Genomic DNA, 16863 nt, shown 5'->3' on the forward strand with positions numbered 1-16863 from the left:
CTTGTTGCGGGCGAACAATGGCGAGCGCGGCAGGGTTTTGCAAGGTCCTGACGGGCCGATCGCTTGCCAGCAGGCCCCCCGTGCGTAAGGTGGCGCCGGTTGCGGACACCAGGAGACGACGATCCATGCAGACCTTGAAATCCGTGCTGGAGGGCGCAGCCGGCGAGGGCATCATCTCCGCCGATCAGGCCGGCAGCCTGCTGCCCTATATGGAGGCGCGCGGCGTGCTTTTGCAGCCGCCGCGCACGGCGGCAGTAGATATTGCCGGCGCGGCGGAGGAGCGCGCCATTGCGCCGATCGAGGATACCGAGGCACCGCGTTTCGTGCGCGGTTTCCATGACGTGCTGATCACCATCGGCGTCGCCATCGTCATGGCGGGTGTGTGGGGCGTGGGCGCCTTCTTCGCCGCACTGCCGGCCATCATCATTCTGGCGGAAATCCTGGTGAAGCGGCAGCGGCTGGCGCTGCCGGCCGTGCTGCTGACGCTGCTCTATGTGCACTGGGTGTTCGTCACGACGATCATCGCGCTGGACAGCTTCATGGGGCAGCCGGAGCCGGAACCGGTGCTGCATTTCCTGCTCGTCCTCGTGCCGTTCGCCGTCCTGCTGCCGCCCTTCTACTGGCGCTACCGCATTCCGCTGTCGCTCAGCCTGTGCTTCCTGTCGGTCGCCGCCGTCGTTCTCGCCTTGATTTTCCTCGCGCTTTCGCGCCTCACCGGAAGCGCGGAGGTGATCGCCGATCATCCCATCGTCTCGTCGGCCATCTTCCTGGCGGCCGCACTGGTGCTGTTTGCCGTGGCGATGGTCTATGATCTGTCGGACCGGTTCCGCGTCACGCGCCGCTCCGATGTCGCCTTCTGGCTGCACCTGATCACGGCGCCGGCGCTGCTCTATTCGACACTGGCCTTCGTCTTCCTCGGCGATTTCGCCAATGAGCGGCTGTTCAGCGGCAGCAAGGGCCTGCCGGATGCGCTCATCATCGTCGGCGTCGTCGTCGTGCTCATGGCAATCGGACTGGTCCTCGACCGGCGGGCATTCGTCACCTCCGGGCTGGTGTCGCTCGGCCTGGCGGTCGCAAGCCTGCTCCAGGGCGTGGAGGCGGCGCCTGAGAGCTATGTCTTCCTGACGCTGCTGATCGTCGGGCTGGTGGTGCTGACCATCGGCATCGGCTGGCCGCATTTCCGGCGCTGGACGATGACGCCGCTGCCCGCAACGCTCAAAGAAAAACTGCCGCCCCTTCGGTGAAGGGCGGCAGCTTGAACGGCATCGGGAATGTCGGGCTGTTGCTTCAGGTGTTGAAGCGGAAGTGGATGACGTCGCCGTCCTGGACGACATATTCCTTGCCTTCGTCGCGGCCTTTGCCGGCCTCCTTGGCGCCCACTTCGCCCTTGTAGGCGATGTAGTCGTCATAGGCGATGGTGAAGGCGCGGATGAAGCCGCGTTCGAAATCCGTGTGGATGACGCCGGCTGCCTGCGGGGCCTTGGTGCCGCGCACGATGGTCCAGGCGCGGGTTTCCTTGGGGCCGACGGTGAAGTAGGTGATGAGGTCGAGCAGGTGGTAACCGGCGCGGATCAGCCGGTCGAGGCCCGCTTCTTCAAGGCCGAGCGCCGAGAGGAATTCGACCGATTCCTCTTCCGGAAGCTGGGCGACCTCGGATTCGATCGCGGCCGAGATGATGACGCATTCCGCACCCTGTTCCTTCGCCATGGCGGCGACGGCTTCGGTATGCGCGTTGCCGGTCGAGGCGTCGGCTTCCGAAACGTTGCAGACGTAGAGGACCGGATGCGAGGTCAGCAGGTTCAGGCCCTTCAGGACCTCGATCTCTTCCGGCGCCAGCGTCTTCAGGAGAAGACGGGCCGGCTTGCCCTCGTTCAACAGCTTGACCACGGCTTCCATGATCGGCAGCTGCGCGAGCGAATCCTTGTCCTTGCTGGCCGCGCGCTTGCGGGTCTGCTCGACGCGGCGCTCCAGGCTTTCGAGGTCGGCGAGCATCAGCTCGGTCTCGATCGTGTCGGCATCGCCGACCGGGTTGATGCGGCCCTCGACATGGGTGATGTCGTCGTCCTCGAAGCAGCGCAGCACATGCACCACCGCGTCGACTTCGCGGATGTTGGCGAGGAACTTGTTGCCGAGGCCTTCACCCTTCGACGCGCCGCGCACGAGGCCGGCGATGTCGACGAAGGAGATGCGCGTCGGGATGATCTCCTTGGAGCCGGCGATGGACGCGAGCGCCTTCATGCGCGGGTCCGGCACCGCCACTTCGCCGGTGTTCGGCTCGATGGTGCAGAAGGGATAGTTTGCCGCCTGCGCCGCCGCCGTCTTGGTCAGCGCGTTGAAGAGGGTCGACTTGCCGACATTCGGCAGACCGACGATACCGCATTTGAAACCCATTGAGGTGGTCCATTCGTCTCGAAATTCGTTGCCATCGCTATGGGCGAAGGACGGGGCAGGGTCAAGTGTTTGCGGCACGCAAGGCCTTGAAGTCGCGCTTCGTGCGGTGCACAATAGGTTTCTGACACCGCTCGAAGGCAAATCGCGAGGAGACTTTCGATGAGCAATGGTGATGTTACCCTCACCCCGAAGATCGACACGAAGCCCAAGCTCGAACGGCCGAAGCTCTACAAGGTCATCCTCGTCAACGACGATTATACGCCGCGCGAATTCGTCGTGCTGGTGCTGAAGGCCGTCTTCCGCATGAACGCGGATGCGAGCCAGCGCGTGATGATCACCGCGCACAAGCTCGGCACCTGCGTGGTCGTCGTCTGCGCCCGCGACATCGCCGAGACCAAGGCGAAGGAGGCGACCGATCTCGCCAAGGAGGCGGGCTTCCCGCTGATGTTCCAGACGGAACCGGAAGAATAGTTTCACCCGATATTAGCGGTTTCTGTCTAACATGAAGCCATGTTCGAAGAAGCCTCCACCTGGCATTATGCCGTTGCCTTCGTGCTCTTCCTCATTCTGGGGGCGGTGGGGCATGTCTGCCGCGCGGTCTTCAACGTCCTGCCGGATCGCCTGTCGGACAAGCCGATGCTCGATCTCATGATCAGCGACGGTTACAATATGGATGACCATATCCTCGGCACAGAATATGACGATGCCGGCTATTACCGGCTCGACTCCTGGCGGAATTTCCGCAACTCCACCCTCGGCTGCGGTTTTACCGGCATCGCCGTGATGCTGTGCTCCGAGGGTGCTTCCGGCGTTATCGCGCACGGCATCGAGACCGGCTTTGCCTGGCTGTGGGACCTGTTCCTCTATCGCCTCCAGACGCTGCGCTGGCTGTAGCGATCACTCGCCCTTGTTGCCGAGCAGCTTCTTCAGCATTTCCGCCATCGGACCCGTCGTCGGGAGGATCTTGGGCTGGGCGTGGTTGCGGGCTGCGCGGATGTGGGACTGGGCGGCGGGTTTCTGTGCGGGCGCTTTTTCGCCGTCCGGCTTGCTGCCGGTGGCGAGCGCCAGCTTGTTCATCAGCTGCGAATCTTCGCCGCGCATCAGCATCTCGGCATTGAGGGCCAATTCGTCGAGCAGCGGGTCGAGCCAGACGTGGTCGGCTTTGGAGAAATCGCCGAGCACATGGTTGGTGACGAGTTCCTTGACGCCGGGATGGCCGATTCCGAGGCGCAGGCGGCGATATTCCCGGCCGCAATGGGCGTCGATCGACTTGATGCCGTTGTGCCCGCCATGCCCGCCGCCGGTCTTGATGCGCGCCTTGCCGGGGGCGAGGTCCAGTTCGTCGTAGATCGCGACGATATCCTTCGGTTCGAGCTTGTAGAAACGCATCGCCTCGCCGACGGATTCGCCCGACAGATTCATGAAGGTCTGCGGCTTGACGAGCAGCACCCTCTCGCCGGCAATCTCGCCTTCGGAGATTTCCGCCTTGAACTTTTTAGACCAGGGCGAGAACGGGTTCTTGCGATGGATCGCATCCACCGCCATGAAACCGATATTGTGGCGGTTGCCCGCATATTTTGCGCCCGGATTGCCGAGCCCGGCGATGATCAGCATGGAAGGATCCGTCAAAACGATCTGTTGCCGCTTTCACCACCGCGAAAGCGGCCTAAAGTCAACCGTTGAAGATTATTTCTTCGCGCCGTTCTCCGCGGTGCGGGTGCTCGGCGGCAGGCCGTAGGCGGTGAAGATGCGGTCCTGCTCGCCGCTCATGATCAGCTTGTCGAGTTCGGCCTGCAGGCTTTTGATGAGGTCCGGCGGCGTGTCCTTGTGGCAGGCGATGCCGTAGACCTGGCCGGCCAACATCATCGCCTTTTCGACCGGCTGGCCGTCCTTCACCATTTTCTCGTAGGTCTTGATGGAGGTCGGCATCAGGTCGATGCGGCCGCTCAGGAGCTTGCGCACGGTGATGTCGATATCGCTTGCGAGATCGATGTCCTTGAAGCCGATCAGTTCGAGCGCCTCGACGGCGAAGTCGCCGCGCTGGGAGCCGACCCTCAGTTCGCGCGCCTTGACTATTGTCAGACCATCGTATTTTTCGCCCTTGCGCTTCAGGAGAACCATCTGGTCCTTGAGGAGCGGATTGACCCAGACGAAGCGTTCGGCGCGCTCGCGGTTGTAGCCCGTCGTGAAGACGCAATGCATCGGCTGGTTTTCGGCCATGGCGAAGGCGCGCGCCCAGGGCATGATCTCCAGCTTGTAGTCGATGCCGGCCGCCTTGGCGATCGCCTCGACCTGGTCGACCGCGATGCCGGTGATCTTGCCGTCCTTCGTATAGTTGAACGGGGCGTATTCCTCGGTGACGAAATGCAGGGTTTCGGCAAGCGGTGCGGAGAGGGGGGCGAGCGACAGGCTGAGCGTCAAAAACAGCGTCTTCATCGTCTCGTCCTCGTTCCTCGTCAGGAGGCGGCGGCCAGGCGCTCGGGCGGCCTGGCCGGCATTGTGAATTCGTCCAGCTTTTGAAGCAGCGCGTCAAGCGGCAGCGGCCGGCTCAGCAGGTAGCCCTGGCCGAACTCGATGTTCATCGCCTGGAGGATGTCCCACTGTTCCTCCGTCTCGATGCCCTCGGCCACGACCGCGCAGCCCATCTGGTGCGAGATGGTGCGGATGCCCTCGACCAGCATGCGGCTCTTGCGGCGCACGTCCGGCTGGTCGGAGGACAGCGAGCGGGTGAAGGACTGGTCGACCTTGACGATATCGACGGGGAAGCGGTTGAGGTAGGAAAGCGACGAATAGCCGGTGCCGAAATCGTCGAGCGCGATACGGCAGCCGAGTTCGGAGAGCGCATCGAGCACGTCGCGTACCACCGGATTGTCGAGCATCAGCACGGCCTCGGTGATTTCCACGACGATGCGCGAGGGCGTGATGCCGTTTTCGAGCAGCAGGGCGGCAAGGCGGTTCGGCAGGACCGGTTCGAACTGCAAGGGCGAGAAATTGACTGCGAGATAGGTGTCGGACAGCCCGTCCAGCTGGGAGATGACGGCGAGGCTGGCGATGGATTTCGACAGGATGCAATCGCCGATGCGGCCGATCGAACCGTTCTCCTCGGCAATGCCGATGATCTCGGCCGGCGGCAGCAGGCCGCGATCGGGGTGGTTCAGGCGCATCAGCGCCTCGAAGCCGGCCACGCGCCCATCGGACAGGCAGACGATCGGCTGGAGATAGGCGGTGAACCAGTCGTCGCGCAGGCCCTGGTCGATGAATTGCTCGGTTTCCAGGCGCTTGCGAGCGATGTCGACCATGTTGTTGTCGAAGAGCTGCACGCCGTTCTTGCCATCGCGCTTGCGGGCATACATGGCCATGTCCGACTTCTGCAGCAGGCAGGCGGCGGTGGCGGCATGGTCGGGATAGATCGCGACGCCGATGCTGGCGCTGACATTGAGTTCCGCGCCGTTGACGACGAGCGGCGCGCGCAGGCTTGAAACCAGGCGCTCGCTGACATCCAGGGCGAGCTGGCGGGCGTTCGGCGCGGAAAGCAGGATGGCGAATTCGTCGCCGCCGAGCCGCGCGATGCGGTCATTGGCGCGCAACTGCCGGCGCAGGCGCATCGCCACCTGGCAAAGCACGTCGTCGCCGGCGGCATGGCCGAGATTGTCGTTGATCCACTTGAAGCGGTCGAGGTCGACGAAGAGGCAGGCGAGCTGGTGGCCGAGCGTGTCGACCTCGCCGATCAGCTCGTCGAGCACGCCCTCGAAGCCCTGGCGGTTGAGCAGGCCCGTCAGGTGATCGGTGATCGCCTGGCGGTGGTTGCGGTTTTCCGCCTCCTTGAGGTCGGTGACATCGGTCATGACCGAGAGCGACAGTGCCTGGCGGCCGCTGCTCGCTTCCGCACCGGTTTCGAGGATCAGCACGTCGATCACGCTGCCATCGGCGCAGCGGAAGCGCACGGTCACCTCGCAGATGCCGGCCTCCGACTTGCTGGTCGCGTGGCGCTTGCGGTAGGTTTCGCGGCACTCCTCGGCAACGAATTCGGTGAATTCCTGGCCGATCACACGCTCGCGGCGATAGCCGGTGGCGGTCAGCCAGTAGTCGCTGACGGCGGTGATGTGGTTCGTCACATCGATGGAGAAGAGCATGGCGGGGGTGAGGTTGTAGATGTCGGTGGCGCGCGTATGCGCCAGCTTCAGCTCGTTCTCCTCGCGCTCCAGCTTGCTCTGCATCTCGTTGAAATTATGGGCGAGCGCGCCCATCTCGTCGTTCGAGGTCCAGTCGACGTGGTGGCGCGAGCCGAGCCGCCGGGTCGCTTCGATCGCCGCCGTCAGGCGCATCAGCGGGCGGATGATGGTGATGCGGTTGCCGATGATGGCGGCGGTGAAGAGCGTTGCCACGGCGAAGAAGAAGATGGCGAAGATGCCCACCTCGTCCTTGGTGAAGCGCGAGAACAGGCCCTCCTTGCGGATCCAGATCTCCGCCGAGCCGACCTTCTTGATGCCGTCGCTGGCGCGGTAGAGGATATCGGTCTTGACGATGGAGCGCGCGTCGTTCGGATCGGGGCTGAGTTCGGGCTTGCGGATGTCAATCACATCCGACGTATCGCGCACGCGCACGAAGCTGATATCGGCATCCGCCTGGAGCGCGGCGACGATCTGGTCGATGCTGTCCTTGTCGAAATCCCACAGCGGTTTACCCAGCGCCTGCACATTGGCCTTCAGCAGCACCTCGGTGTTTTCCAGGCGCTCGCGCGCCACGCGGTCGGACGACAGGATGAGGAAGAGCACGAAAAGCGGTGCCACGAAGACGAGCAGGGCGCCGATGACGATGGCAATGAAGCGGCTCTCCACCGAATGCATTTTCATGCCGGTTGCCCCCCTGCCATGATGCGAAGCCAGCCCATAGTGCCCCTCTTAGGCTTTGTCGTTCTTCCGGGGCTTAGCCTTTCACCAAAGTCTTAAAGGTTGCTGAAATGCCGATCCGGAAAAGTGCTGATAATTCAGACTTCCCGCGACGGTAGCGCTGGCATTTTGACAAAGAAAAACCCCGCATCCGGGCGGATGCGAGGTTTTCGAGAAAGATCCCGTTGGGGGGGATTATTCTTCCGTAGCAGCCACTTCTTCTTCTTCCTTCACGCCAGCAGCCGGAACGGCAATCGTGGCGATCGTGAAGTCGCGGTCGGTGATGACCGGGCTCGTGCCCTTGGGCAGCTTGATGTTGGAAATGTGGATGCCGTCGCCGACCTTGAGGCCAGCGAGGTCAGCCGTCAGGAATTCCGGAATGTCGCCGGCCGAAGCATGCAGCTCGACAGCGTGGCGAACGATGTTCAGAACGCCGCCGGCCTTGATGCCCGGGGACTTCTCTTCGTTGACGAAGTGAACCGGCACTTCGACGACGACGTGGGTGTCGCCCGAAACGCGGAGGAAGTCGACATGCATGGTGAAATCGCGGACCGGATCAAGCTGGTAGTCCTTCGGGAGCACCTTGATCTTCTCGCCGTTGACGTCGATCGTGGCGACTGTCGTCTTGAAGCCGCCGGCGTGGATACGCTGGGTGACGTCCTTGGTCGAGATGGCGATCGAAAGCGGGGACTGCTTGTCGCCATAGATAACTGCAGGAATAAGACCGTTGCGGCGAAGTTCACGGGAGGACCCCTTACCAACCCGTTCGCGCGTTTCGGCCTTGAGCTCGTAAGTGTCGTGGCTCATGGCTTAACCTTTCGTGTGTTACTGGAGAGCTTTGCGCAGGCGGAGTGAACCGCGGCTGCGTAAAACTTGAGGATTTTTTGAAAGCCTCATCCGCATTGCCTCCAAGGGTGTCTACGCGGACGGGGGCTCGATAAACGAGAATGCCCGGAAATGCAAGGCCCGCGCCCCGATTGACCCCAGCATTGACATGGTGCGGTCACGATTGGATGTTGGGTATAGACCAGATCGGCGAAGGAGACCACGATGCGACGACAGATCCTGATGGCCTCGGCCGCCCTTGCGCTCATCTGCGCAAGCCCTGCTCTGGCACAGGAGGTCTCGGCATCCGGGGCCGAGAGCATGCAGCAGAAGCTGACGCGCTACCTGCCGCAGGATATGATCGACGCCGGCCTCGTGACGGTGAAGGCCGCAAGCTCCTTCTACGAGCTGCGCTTCAACCCGACGGTGCTCATCGACAAGGCGAAGACCGGCGCGGTGAAGGTCGAGGGCCTGAAGCCGCTGACGGCCTATCTGCGGCCGATGCCGGAGGGCACCTATCGCATCGAAGCGAACGACAGTCTCGACATCAAGGGCACGATCGACGCCGCACCCGGCAAGAACTCCTTCACCTATCTCGTCGAGTCGATGAAGCTCGACGGCGTCTACGATCCCGAAATCCTCTACTTTACCTCCGCCGACTGGACGGCAAAGCGGCTCGCCTTCACCAGCACCTCCTCGCAGGAGAGCGTGACGGCCAGCGTCGGCGAAACGGCGATGCGCGTCGCGGCCGAAAAGAAGGATGCCGGCACGCTCGACATCACCAGCACCGGCGTGATGAAGGCCTTTGCCGAGACGATCACCGGAGGCCCGAGCGGCCGCGTCGATATCGGGGCGGACACGGTCGATATCGATGTCAGCCTGGATGGCGCGCGCTACAAGGTGATGCAGGAGCTCGTCTTCTTCGTGCTCGACAACATGCACAAGGACAAGCTCGAAGCGCCGGATGCGGCGCGGCTGAAGGAGCTGCTGCGCGCCTCCATGCCGATCTTCGACAACCTGACGGAGACGATCAAGGCTTCGAACGTCACGGTCGGGACCGACAAGGGCACGTTCGGTGCGGCGGCCGTCAGCTACAATCTCGACATGAACGGCATCGCGCATTCGACGCGTTTCGGGTTCGGCTTCGACGTCGAGGGGCCGAAGCCGCCGGCCGGCGTGCTGCCCGTCGCCTTCGAGGGCGCGCTGCCGGAGCGGGCGACCTTCAAGGCGGCCGTCACCAATCTCGACCTTGCCGGCGCCGTCACCTATCTGCTCGACAATGCGGATTTCACCAAGACGGAACCGCTGACCGAAGCGCAGAACAAGGAGATCGGCCGCATCATCCTGCCCGACGGCTCGATGACGGTACAGTTCGAGGATGTCTCGGCGGTCTCGCCGATCTATGACGTGCACCTGTCCGGCACGATGCTCGTCTATCCCGAACAGAAGGATCGCCACAGCGCCGACGTGAAGATCACCATGCGCGAGTTCGACAAGACGGTCGCCTATCTCCAGAAGAATGCCGCGACCGTGCCGGAGTTCGGCCAGGCGGCCTTCGGGCTCCTGATGATGAAGGGCCTTGCGCGCGATGCCGGCGGCGGCGCGCAGGTCTGGGACCTCAAGGTCGGCGAGGACGGCAAGGTGCTGATCAACGGCCAGCCGCTGCCGTTCCAGCAGTAAGGGTTCAGCTCCGGCGCCTGGCGGTGAGCCGGGCGAGCGCCAGCATCAGGCCGCCGGCGACCAGCCCCCAGAACGCGCCGGAAATGCCGGCGAACGAGACACCCGAGGCAGTGACGAGGAAAGTCACCGCGGCCGCTTCGCGTCCCTCGATTTCCTTGAAGGCATTGAGCGCGGAATTGGCGAAGGCGCTGATCAGCGCGAGGCCGGCGACGGCTTGGATGAGGATCGGCGGGGCGAGGGCGACGAAGGCCGTGACCGCGCCGACGAAGGGGCCGAAGACCACATAGCAGACACCCGCGACGATCGGTGCCCAATAGCGTTTTTTCGGGTCCGGATGGGCATCGCTGCCGGCGCACATGGCGGCGGTGATGGCCGCGAGGTTGACCGCGTGGCTGCCGAAGGGGGCCGACAGCAGGGAAAAGACGCCGGTCGTGGCGAAGAGCGGTGCCGGAGCGGGTTCGTAGCCGTTGACCTTCAGCACGGCGATGCCCGGAATGTTCTGCGAGGCCATGGTGACGATGAACAGCGGCAAGGCGATGCCGACGAAACCCGCCACGGTGAAGATCGGCGTCACGAATTCCGGGTTCGGCGCCAGCGAATCGGCGAGGCCGGCCAGCGCGCCCGGCGGCACCTCGACGCCGAAGGCGAGCACGGCGATGAAGGCGGCAAGCGCTGCCGGCACCGCATAGAGCCGGTTGAAGGCGCCGACGATTGCCCAGGCGAGCACGATCGGCAGGCCGAGCAACGGATTGAAGGCGATCGCCTTGGCCGGGGCGAAACAAAGGCCGATCAGCACGCCGGCAAGCATGGCGTTGGCGAGCGATGTGGGAATGGCGGCGACCATGCGCCCGAGCGGCTTCCAGAGGCCGGCAATGACGATCAGCACCCCACAGACGAGAAACCCGCCGACCGCCGTCTGGAAACCGCCCTCAATGGGGCCGGAATTGGCAAGGAGTGCGGCACCCGGCGTCGACCAGGCGATGGCGATTGGAAGCCTGGTCACGGCGCTGAGCAGGATCATGCTGACGCCAAGCGCCACGCAGACGGCCATGAGGCCGGACGTGGCCTGCGCCTCCGTGGCGCCGACGCCGGTGAGGCCGTGCAGCACGACCGCGAAGGAACTGGCAAAGCCGACGAAGGCGGTGAGGATGCCCATGAAAAGGGCCTGGGCGGAAAAGTCACGAAGCATGATGAAATCGGTCATGGAAAGGGAGGCGCAGTCGTAACAGGCGGCGTCGGGCTTGGAAACAGCCTTGTCGGGGCAGGGCGCCGTTACCACATGGAGGCTTCGACCTTGGTGCTGCTGGACCAGCTGGCAGAAACGTGGCTATAGTCGTTGAGCGTTGTATTCTAATGCGACGATCGGTCGGAAGCTTTCGGGGAGGAGAGCGGATGCCTGCGCGTTTCGATCACGCGGATCATGTTCAGACCGTTGCAGCCCATGCCTCGGCTGCGGCGAGTTCGCCCGTTGCCGCCTCCTGGCGGCGCTGCCTCACCCTTCACGGCCTTTCGCCGGAAGAGGCGCGTGTGCCCTGGCGGCTCACCGAATCGGAATTCCGCCAGGCCCGCGCCCGCTCCAGCGCCCTCATCGAGGAAGCATCCGGCGAGATCGACCGGCTGTTTGCCACCGTCGGCAAGGCGGGCTGCTGCCTGCTCCTGACGGACGAGAACGGTATCGCGCTGGAGCGCCGGGGTGCGGCCGGCGACGATCGCGATTTCCGCGGCGTCGGGCTCTGGTCCGGCACGGTCTGGAGCGAGGCGAGCGTCGGCACCAACGGCATTGGCACCGCGCTTGCCGACGAGCGGCCGGTGCTGATCCTCCGCGACCAGCATTTCCTTTCGCAGAATACCGGGCTTTCCTGCACGACGGCGCCGATCCGCGATCATACCGGCCGCATCGCTGCCGCGATCGACATCTCCACCTGCCGCGACGATGCCAACGAGATGACCATGTCGATCCTCTCGCAGGCGGTGCGCGATGCGGCTGCGCGCATCGAGGCGGGGCTGTTCCGTCGCGCCTTCGCCGCCGCCCGCATCCTGCTCGTGCCCGTCGATGGCCGCGCGGCGCCGGCGCTTCTTGCCGTCGACCGCGATGATCTCGTGCTCGGCGCCACCCGCGCCGCGCGCCAGTTCCTGGGCCTCGACGACCGGCGCATCGCCGCTGGCGTTCCCGCGTCCGATCTCCTGCATGAGAACCGGGCGGAGGAGGGTGGCGACCTCGACGACGCCGAGCGTGCAGCGCTTCGCCGCGTGCTTTCGCGCGCCGGCGGCAATGTCAGCCAGGCGGCCGACCAGCTCGGCATCAGCCGCGCGACGCTTTACCGGAAGATGAAAAAGCTCTCGATCAACTGATGCTGCGCCGCAGCACAGCCTGTCGCATCGCTCTGTCTCAATTCTGAAACAGTCCCCGCCGCCATCGCCGGCACGCCCCTATCATGAACGCGCGAAGCGCAGCACCATCCTCTTCGACGGCCCATCCGGGGCCTTTTCGTGGGAGGAAAGACCATGCTGCATCAGAAGATCGTCGAAAACCCGTACAAGACGAAGTACGGCAACTTCATCGGTGGCGAGTGGAAGGAGCCGGTCGCCGGCCGCTACTTCGACAACATCACGCCGATCACCGGCGGCAAGCTGTGCGAGATCGCGCGCTCAGATGCTGCCGACATCGAGCTTGCGCTGGACGCCGCACATGCCGCCAAGGACAAGTGGGGCCGCACCTCCGCCACCGAGCGCTCCAACATCCTCATGAAGATCGCCCAGCGCATGGAGGACAATCTCGACCTTCTCGCCCGTGCGGAAACCTGGGACAACGGCAAGCCGCTGCGTGAAACCATGGCGGCCGACATTCCGCTCGCCATCGACCATTTCCGCTATTTCGCCTCGTGCGTTCGCGCGCAGGAAGGCTCGATCGGCGAGGTCGACCATGAGACCATCGCCTACCACTTCCACGAGCCGCTCGGCGTCGTCGGCCAGATCATCCCCTGGAACTTCCCGATCCTGATGGCCACCTGGAAGCTCGCTCCCGCACTTGCCGCCGGCAACTGCGTCGTGCTGAAGCCCGCCGAACAGACGCCGTCGTCGATCCTGCTCTGGGCCGAACTCGTCGGCGACCTGTTGCCGGCCGGCGTGCTCAACATTGTCAACGGCTTTGGTCTCGAAGCCGGCAAGCCGCTCGCCTCCAACCCGCGCATCGCCAAGATCGCGTTCACCGGCGAGACGACGACCGGCCGCCTGATCATGCAATATGCCAGCCAGAACCTCATTCCCGTCACGCTGGAACTCGGCGGCAAGTCGCCGAACATCTTCTTTGCCGACGTGATGAACGAGGACGACGACTATCTCGACAAGGCGCTCGAAGGTTTTGCGATGTTCGCGCTGAACCAGGGCGAGGTCTGCACATGCCCGAGCCGCGCGCTGGTGCATGAGAAGATCTATGATCGTTTCATGGAAAAGGCCGTCAAGCGCGTCGAGAAGATCGTGCAGGGCAACCCGCTTGACATGGCGACGATGATCGGCGCGCAGGCATCTTCCGAGCAGCTCGAAAAGATCCTGTCCTACATGGATATCGGCCGGCAGGAAGGTGCGGAAGTGCTGACCGGCGGCGGGCGCAACGAGCTCGAAGGTGACCTTGCCGGCGGTTATTACGTCAAGCCGACCATCTTCCGCGGTCACAACAAGATGCGCGTCTTCCAGGAGGAAATCTTCGGCCCGGTCGTCTCGGTCACGACCTTCAAGGACGATGCGGAAGCGCTCGAAATCGCCAACGACACGCTTTATGGCCTCGGTGCCGGCGTGTGGAGCCGCGATGCCAACCGCTGCTACCATTTCGGCCGCGACATCCAGGCCGGCCGTGTCTGGACCAATTGCTACCATGCCTATCCGGCCCACGCCGCCTTCGGCGGTTACAAGCAGTCGGGCATCGGCCGCGAAACGCACAAGATGATGCTGGACCACTACCAGCAGACCAAAAACATGCTGGTCAGCTACTCTCCCAAGGCGCTCGGCTTCTTCTGAGCGACCGCCTTCCTTCTCCCCGCTTGCGGGGTGAAGGCAACAGAGGGGCGGACCGGGGCGTGACCCCCACCTTGCCCAACCGCCCGACCCTCTCCCCCAGCGGGGAGAGGGTACGCTTTTGGAGGAGAGCCGCATGACCGAGACGACTGGCGAGCCGCGCGTGGTGGCGACCGATGCAGCGCTCGCGCTGATCCGGGAAATCCAGGCGGATTATCCGAAAATCCTGTTCCACCAGTCCGGCGGGTGCTGCGACGGGTCCTCGCCGATGTGTTACCCGACGGACGATTACATTGTGGGCGACCGCGACGTGAAGCTCGGCGAGATCGGCGGGGTGCCGGTCTATATCAGCGAGAGCCAGTTCGGCGTGTGGCAGCACACACAGCTGATCATCGACGTCGTTCCCGGCCGGGGCGGCATGTTCTCGCTCGACAATGGCCGGGAGAAACGCTTCCTCACCCGCTCGCGCCTGTTCGGCGGTGGCGAGGCCTGCCCGCTGCCGGGACGCTAAAACATTGTCCTAAAAGAAAAACCCCGCCGTGAAGGCGGGGTTTTCTTCATGCGATGGTTTCTTCACCGCACCGGGCATTGGCCGGGCTTGAAGACGCGGAAGCCGGCGGCTTCGGCCGAGCAGGCATTGCCGAATTCCTTCAGGTCGTCGCCGCGGCGGCCGCAGACCGGGTTGAAGTCCATCGTGCAGGCGCGCTGGTCGCGCGGCCGCTCGCGGTCGCCCCGATTGTCGCCCTCACGATCGCGATCCCGGCGGTCCCTGTCGTTGCGATTGCGATCGCGGTTCTGGTCCCTGTCGCGGTCGGGGCGGCTCCAGCCGTCGCGATCCTGATCCTGGTCCTGCCAGCCGACATTGTCGCGATCCGGGCGGCGGAACTGGCATTCGCCGCGGCCGACGATGCCGTAGCCGCTGGCGCGCGCTTCGCAGGCATTCGCGAAGGTCTGGCGGTCACGGCCGCGCTCGCCGCAGACCGGCGCATATTCGCGCGTGCACATTTGCGGCGGGCGTGGATTGTAGCCGCTGCCGCCCTGGTCGACCTCGACCGAGCAGGCGGCAAGCGTGCCGGCGGCAAGAAGGATGGCGAGGCGGCCCGCCAGCCGGCGGAAGAATGGCGACGTCGAAATCATGGATTTCCCCTAACGAATCTATGGGGAACTTATCGCATAAAGTGCCGAGCCGGTATCGGCCGCGGGCAGAAATCGAAACCGCGGAAAATCAGTCGAACAGGCTCGATACCGACTCTTCCGCGCTGGTGCGGTTGATCGCCTCGCCGAGCAGGTTCGCCGTCGAGATGACGCGGATGTTGTGCGCGGACTGGACGGAGGTGGTCGGCTGGATCGAGTCGGTGATCACAAGCTCCTTGAGCTTGGAGGACGTCACGCGGGCCACGGCACCACCGGAGAGCACGCCGTGCGTGATGTAGGCGGTGACGCTGGTCGCGCCGTTCTTCAGGAGCGCCTCGGCCGCATTGCAGAGCGTGCCGCCCGAATCGACGATGTCGTCGATCAGCAGACAGTCCTTGCCGGTGACATCGCCGATGACGTTCATCACTTCGGACTCGCCTGCGCGTTCGCGGCGCTTGTCGACGATCGCCAGTTGGCAATCGAGGCGCTTGGCGAGCGCACGGGCGCGCACCACGCCGCCGACGTCCGGCGAGACGACCATGACGTTTTCGAGATTGTAGTTTTCCTTCACGTCACGCGCGAGGATCGGCACGGCGTAGAGGTTGTCGGTCGGGATATCGAAGAAGCCCTGGATCTGGCCGGCATGCAGGTCGAGCGTCAGCACGCGGTCGGCACCCGCCTCGGTGATGAGGTTGGCGACGAGCTTTGCCGAGATCGGCGTGCGCGGACCCGGCTTGCGGTCCTGGCGGGCGTAACCGAAATAGGGGATCACAGCCGTGATGCGGCGCGCCGAGGAGCGGCGCATGGCATCGATCATGATCAGCAGTTCCATCAGGTGGTCGTTGGTCGGGAACGAGGTCGACTGCACGACGAACACGTCTTCGCCGCGCACGTTTTCCTGGATTTCGACGAAGATCTCCTGGTCTGCGAAGCGTCTGACCGTGGCACGGCCGAGCGGGACATTCAGATAATTGCAGATCGCTTCGGCCAGAAGCCGGTTCGAATTGCCCGCGAAAACCTTCATCTATGGTCCGCCTGTGCTTATGCTGATGGGGGGCCTTTTACCGGCAATGCCTGCGAATGCAAGGGCTTTGCCGTATGGGAAAAGCGTTTCTTCGCATTTGCCTGTGATTAAACCCCGGACGTGCTTAACCGCGCGTGGCGCCGCGCCAGTCGAGATACTGGCGGATCGTCTTCTGGGCGATGCCCTCCATCGTGCGCGCCGGCACGGCGGCCCACGGATCGGATGCCGTGCCCGACACGCTTTCTTGCCCCTGGATGCGGTGAAGCCGTGCGCCGCTGCCGTCGAGCACGTCCCAGACATAGACGACGGTGGTCTTGCCGTTGTCGTTCATCGCGGAAAAATAGCCCTTCAGGATGTATTTGCTGGAATTGTCGGAGGCGCTGCGGATCGTCAGGCCGTTGGTGCGCGCTTCTGCGCCGAGGCGCTTGGAGAGCGGCGTGACCGCCTCGACCGGCGCGCCGATGATCGGCAGGAAGCGGATCGTCTCGCCGGCCTCGGCAGCGGTCGGGACGGCCGCGATCTCTTCGGCGCCGACCGAGGTTTCCGCTGCCAGCGAGCGCTGCGCCGTGGTGCGGGCAAGGGCGGCGTCGGATTGCGTCGTGTCGCGCCGCGTGCCGCTGTTGCGGGCGAGCGCATCGGCCTGCGCTTCGAGCGTGCCGGCGGTGTCCGCGCCGGTCGAGGTGCCGTTGCCGTTCGAGGGCGTAAAGGCGGTTTCCTGTGTGGTCGTGGTGACCGGCGTCGATTGCGCGCTCATCTGGTCGAGATCGTTCTGGGTGACGGGCGGCGAGTTGAAGCTGCCGCCGCCGACATCGACCTGCGGCGTCAGCGCATCCGTGCTGTTGCAGCCGGCAAGGGTGGCAATGAGGCCGATCAGTGCCAGCCGCTTCATCAGCTCCTGCATCGTTTTCG

At 64.2% G+C, this 16863-nt stretch carries 16 protein-coding genes; 7 read left to right on the forward strand and 9 right to left on the reverse strand.

The window, feature by feature from the left end:
* Window positions 1–125 precede the first annotated feature (125 nt).
* Window positions 126–1244, forward strand: coding sequence for a hypothetical protein (locus AC1Q6Z_RS04020; RefSeq protein ID WP_492646820.1), 1119 nt, complete (start codon window positions 126–128; stop codon window positions 1242–1244).
* A gap of 43 nt (window positions 1245–1287) precedes the next feature.
* On the opposite strand, the gene ychF is transcribed toward AC1Q6Z_RS04020, so the two are convergent.
* Window positions 1288–2391 (reverse strand): redox-regulated ATPase YchF, encoded by a 1104-nt coding sequence (ychF, locus tag AC1Q6Z_RS04025; protein WP_435267749.1) that lies wholly within the window; start codon window positions 2389–2391, stop codon window positions 1288–1290.
* A gap of 159 nt (window positions 2392–2550) precedes the next feature.
* Between ychF and clpS the strand changes: the two genes are divergently transcribed.
* Together clpS and AC1Q6Z_RS04035 are read left to right on the forward strand one after the other, a co-directional pair.
* A complete protein-coding gene (gene clpS, locus AC1Q6Z_RS04030) occupies window positions 2551–2862 on the forward strand; it encodes an ATP-dependent Clp protease adapter ClpS (RefSeq protein ID WP_256117514.1) in 312 nt (103 codons plus the stop codon).
* A gap of 39 nt (window positions 2863–2901) precedes the next feature.
* Window positions 2902–3285, forward strand: a complete 384-nt coding sequence (locus AC1Q6Z_RS04035; protein ID WP_439616143.1) for a hypothetical protein — start codon at window positions 2902–2904, stop codon at window positions 3283–3285.
* A 3-nt stretch (window positions 3286–3288) separates the two neighbouring features.
* Here AC1Q6Z_RS04035 and pth read toward each other — a convergent pair whose 3' ends face one another.
* From pth to AC1Q6Z_RS04055, 4 genes are all read right to left on the reverse strand, one after another.
* A complete protein-coding gene (gene pth, locus AC1Q6Z_RS04040) occupies window positions 3289–4005 on the reverse strand; it encodes an aminoacyl-tRNA hydrolase (protein WP_492646821.1) in 717 nt (238 codons plus the stop codon).
* A gap of 72 nt (window positions 4006–4077) precedes the next feature.
* Window positions 4078–4827, reverse strand: coding sequence for a substrate-binding periplasmic protein (locus AC1Q6Z_RS04045; protein ID WP_435267746.1), 750 nt, complete (start codon window positions 4825–4827; stop codon window positions 4078–4080).
* 20 nt (window positions 4828–4847) lie between these two features.
* The gene (locus tag AC1Q6Z_RS04050) at window positions 4848–7238 is read right to left on the reverse strand and encodes a putative bifunctional diguanylate cyclase/phosphodiesterase (RefSeq protein ID WP_492647238.1); all 2391 of its coding nucleotides are present in this window, start codon (window positions 7236–7238) and stop codon (window positions 4848–4850) included.
* Between the two features lie 237 nt (window positions 7239–7475).
* Window positions 7476–8087 carry a 50S ribosomal protein L25/general stress protein Ctc gene (locus AC1Q6Z_RS04055; RefSeq protein WP_256117508.1) on the reverse strand — a complete coding sequence of 204 codons (612 nt, stop codon included), beginning with the start codon at window positions 8085–8087 and terminating at the stop codon, window positions 7476–7478.
* A 243-nt stretch (window positions 8088–8330) separates the two neighbouring features.
* On the opposite strand from AC1Q6Z_RS04055, the gene AC1Q6Z_RS04060 reads away from it, so the two are divergent.
* Window positions 8331–9785, forward strand: a complete 1455-nt coding sequence (locus tag AC1Q6Z_RS04060; protein ID WP_492646822.1) for a hypothetical protein — start codon at window positions 8331–8333, stop codon at window positions 9783–9785.
* Window positions 9786–9789: 4 nt separating this feature from the next.
* On the opposite strand, the gene AC1Q6Z_RS04065 is transcribed toward AC1Q6Z_RS04060, so the two are convergent.
* A complete protein-coding gene (locus AC1Q6Z_RS04065) occupies window positions 9790–10974 on the reverse strand; it encodes a benzoate/H(+) symporter BenE family transporter (RefSeq protein WP_492647239.1) in 1185 nt (394 codons plus the stop codon).
* A 203-nt stretch (window positions 10975–11177) separates the two neighbouring features.
* On the opposite strand from AC1Q6Z_RS04065, the gene AC1Q6Z_RS04070 reads away from it, so the two are divergent.
* The 3 genes from AC1Q6Z_RS04070 (at window position 11178) to AC1Q6Z_RS04080 (ending at window position 14307) form a co-directional block, all read left to right on the forward strand.
* Complete coding sequence (locus AC1Q6Z_RS04070; RefSeq protein ID WP_256117504.1) at window positions 11178–12137, forward strand: helix-turn-helix domain-containing protein; 960 nt, start codon at window positions 11178–11180, stop codon at window positions 12135–12137.
* 153 nt (window positions 12138–12290) lie between these two features.
* The gene (gene adh / locus AC1Q6Z_RS04075; RefSeq protein ID WP_435267741.1) at window positions 12291–13799 is read left to right on the forward strand and encodes an aldehyde dehydrogenase; all 1509 of its coding nucleotides are present in this window, start codon (window positions 12291–12293) and stop codon (window positions 13797–13799) included.
* 133 nt (window positions 13800–13932) lie between these two features.
* The gene (locus tag AC1Q6Z_RS04080; protein WP_256117501.1) at window positions 13933–14307 is read left to right on the forward strand and encodes a DUF779 domain-containing protein; all 375 of its coding nucleotides are present in this window, start codon (window positions 13933–13935) and stop codon (window positions 14305–14307) included.
* Between the two features lie 62 nt (window positions 14308–14369).
* On the opposite strand, the gene AC1Q6Z_RS04085 is transcribed toward AC1Q6Z_RS04080, so the two are convergent.
* The 3 genes from AC1Q6Z_RS04085 to AC1Q6Z_RS04095 form a co-directional block, all read right to left on the reverse strand.
* Complete coding sequence (locus tag AC1Q6Z_RS04085) at window positions 14370–14933, reverse strand: Kazal-type serine protease inhibitor family protein (protein ID WP_492646823.1); 564 nt, start codon at window positions 14931–14933, stop codon at window positions 14370–14372.
* An 88-nt stretch (window positions 14934–15021) separates the two neighbouring features.
* On the reverse strand, window positions 15022–15954 hold the full coding sequence (locus AC1Q6Z_RS04090; RefSeq protein ID WP_256117499.1) for a ribose-phosphate pyrophosphokinase: 933 nt from the start codon (window positions 15952–15954) through the stop codon (window positions 15022–15024).
* 124 nt (window positions 15955–16078) lie between these two features.
* Window positions 16079–16855: a hypothetical protein gene (locus tag AC1Q6Z_RS04095; protein WP_439624492.1), complete on the reverse strand. Its 777-nt coding sequence runs from the start codon at window positions 16853–16855 to the stop codon at window positions 16079–16081.
* Window positions 16856–16863 lie beyond the last annotated feature (8 nt).

It is taken from the genome of Shinella sp. GW835-FHT14H05, from assembly GCF_058793575.1.

Excerpts from the sequence above, each read along its gene's own strand:
- AC1Q6Z_RS04095 (WP_439624492.1), bottom strand. The coding sequence starts at position 16,855 with ATGCAGGAGCTGATGAAGCGGCTGGCACTGATCGGCCTCATTGCCACC.
- AC1Q6Z_RS04060 (WP_492646822.1), top strand. The coding sequence starts at position 8,331 with ATGCGACGACAGATCCTGATGGCCTCGGCCGCCCTTGCGCTCATCTGC.
- AC1Q6Z_RS04070 (WP_256117504.1), top strand. The coding sequence starts at position 11,178 with ATGCCTGCGCGTTTCGATCACGCGGATCATGTTCAGACCGTTGCAGCC.
- AC1Q6Z_RS04050 (WP_492647238.1), bottom strand. The coding sequence starts at position 7,238 with ATGCATTCGGTGGAGAGCCGCTTCATTGCCATCGTCATCGGCGCCCTG.
- AC1Q6Z_RS04035 (WP_439616143.1), top strand. The coding sequence starts at position 2,902 with ATGTTCGAAGAAGCCTCCACCTGGCATTATGCCGTTGCCTTCGTGCTC.
- AC1Q6Z_RS04080 (WP_256117501.1), top strand. The coding sequence starts at position 13,933 with ATGACCGAGACGACTGGCGAGCCGCGCGTGGTGGCGACCGATGCAGCG.
- pth (WP_492646821.1), bottom strand. The coding sequence starts at position 4,005 with ATGCTGATCATCGCCGGGCTCGGCAATCCGGGCGCAAAATATGCGGGC.
- ychF (WP_435267749.1), bottom strand. The coding sequence starts at position 2,391 with ATGGGTTTCAAATGCGGTATCGTCGGTCTGCCGAATGTCGGCAAGTCG.
- AC1Q6Z_RS04065 (WP_492647239.1), bottom strand. The coding sequence starts at position 10,974 with ATGCTTCGTGACTTTTCCGCCCAGGCCCTTTTCATGGGCATCCTCACC.
- AC1Q6Z_RS04055 (WP_256117508.1), bottom strand. The coding sequence starts at position 8,087 with ATGAGCCACGACACTTACGAGCTCAAGGCCGAAACGCGCGAACGGGTT.
- AC1Q6Z_RS04020 (WP_492646820.1), top strand. The coding sequence starts at position 126 with ATGCAGACCTTGAAATCCGTGCTGGAGGGCGCAGCCGGCGAGGGCATC.
- AC1Q6Z_RS04045 (WP_435267746.1), bottom strand. The coding sequence starts at position 4,827 with ATGAAGACGCTGTTTTTGACGCTCAGCCTGTCGCTCGCCCCCCTCTCC.
- adh (WP_435267741.1), top strand. The coding sequence starts at position 12,291 with ATGCTGCATCAGAAGATCGTCGAAAACCCGTACAAGACGAAGTACGGC.
- AC1Q6Z_RS04085 (WP_492646823.1), bottom strand. The coding sequence starts at position 14,933 with ATGATTTCGACGTCGCCATTCTTCCGCCGGCTGGCGGGCCGCCTCGCC.
- AC1Q6Z_RS04090 (WP_256117499.1), bottom strand. The coding sequence starts at position 15,954 with ATGAAGGTTTTCGCGGGCAATTCGAACCGGCTTCTGGCCGAAGCGATC.
- clpS (WP_256117514.1), top strand. The coding sequence starts at position 2,551 with ATGAGCAATGGTGATGTTACCCTCACCCCGAAGATCGACACGAAGCCC.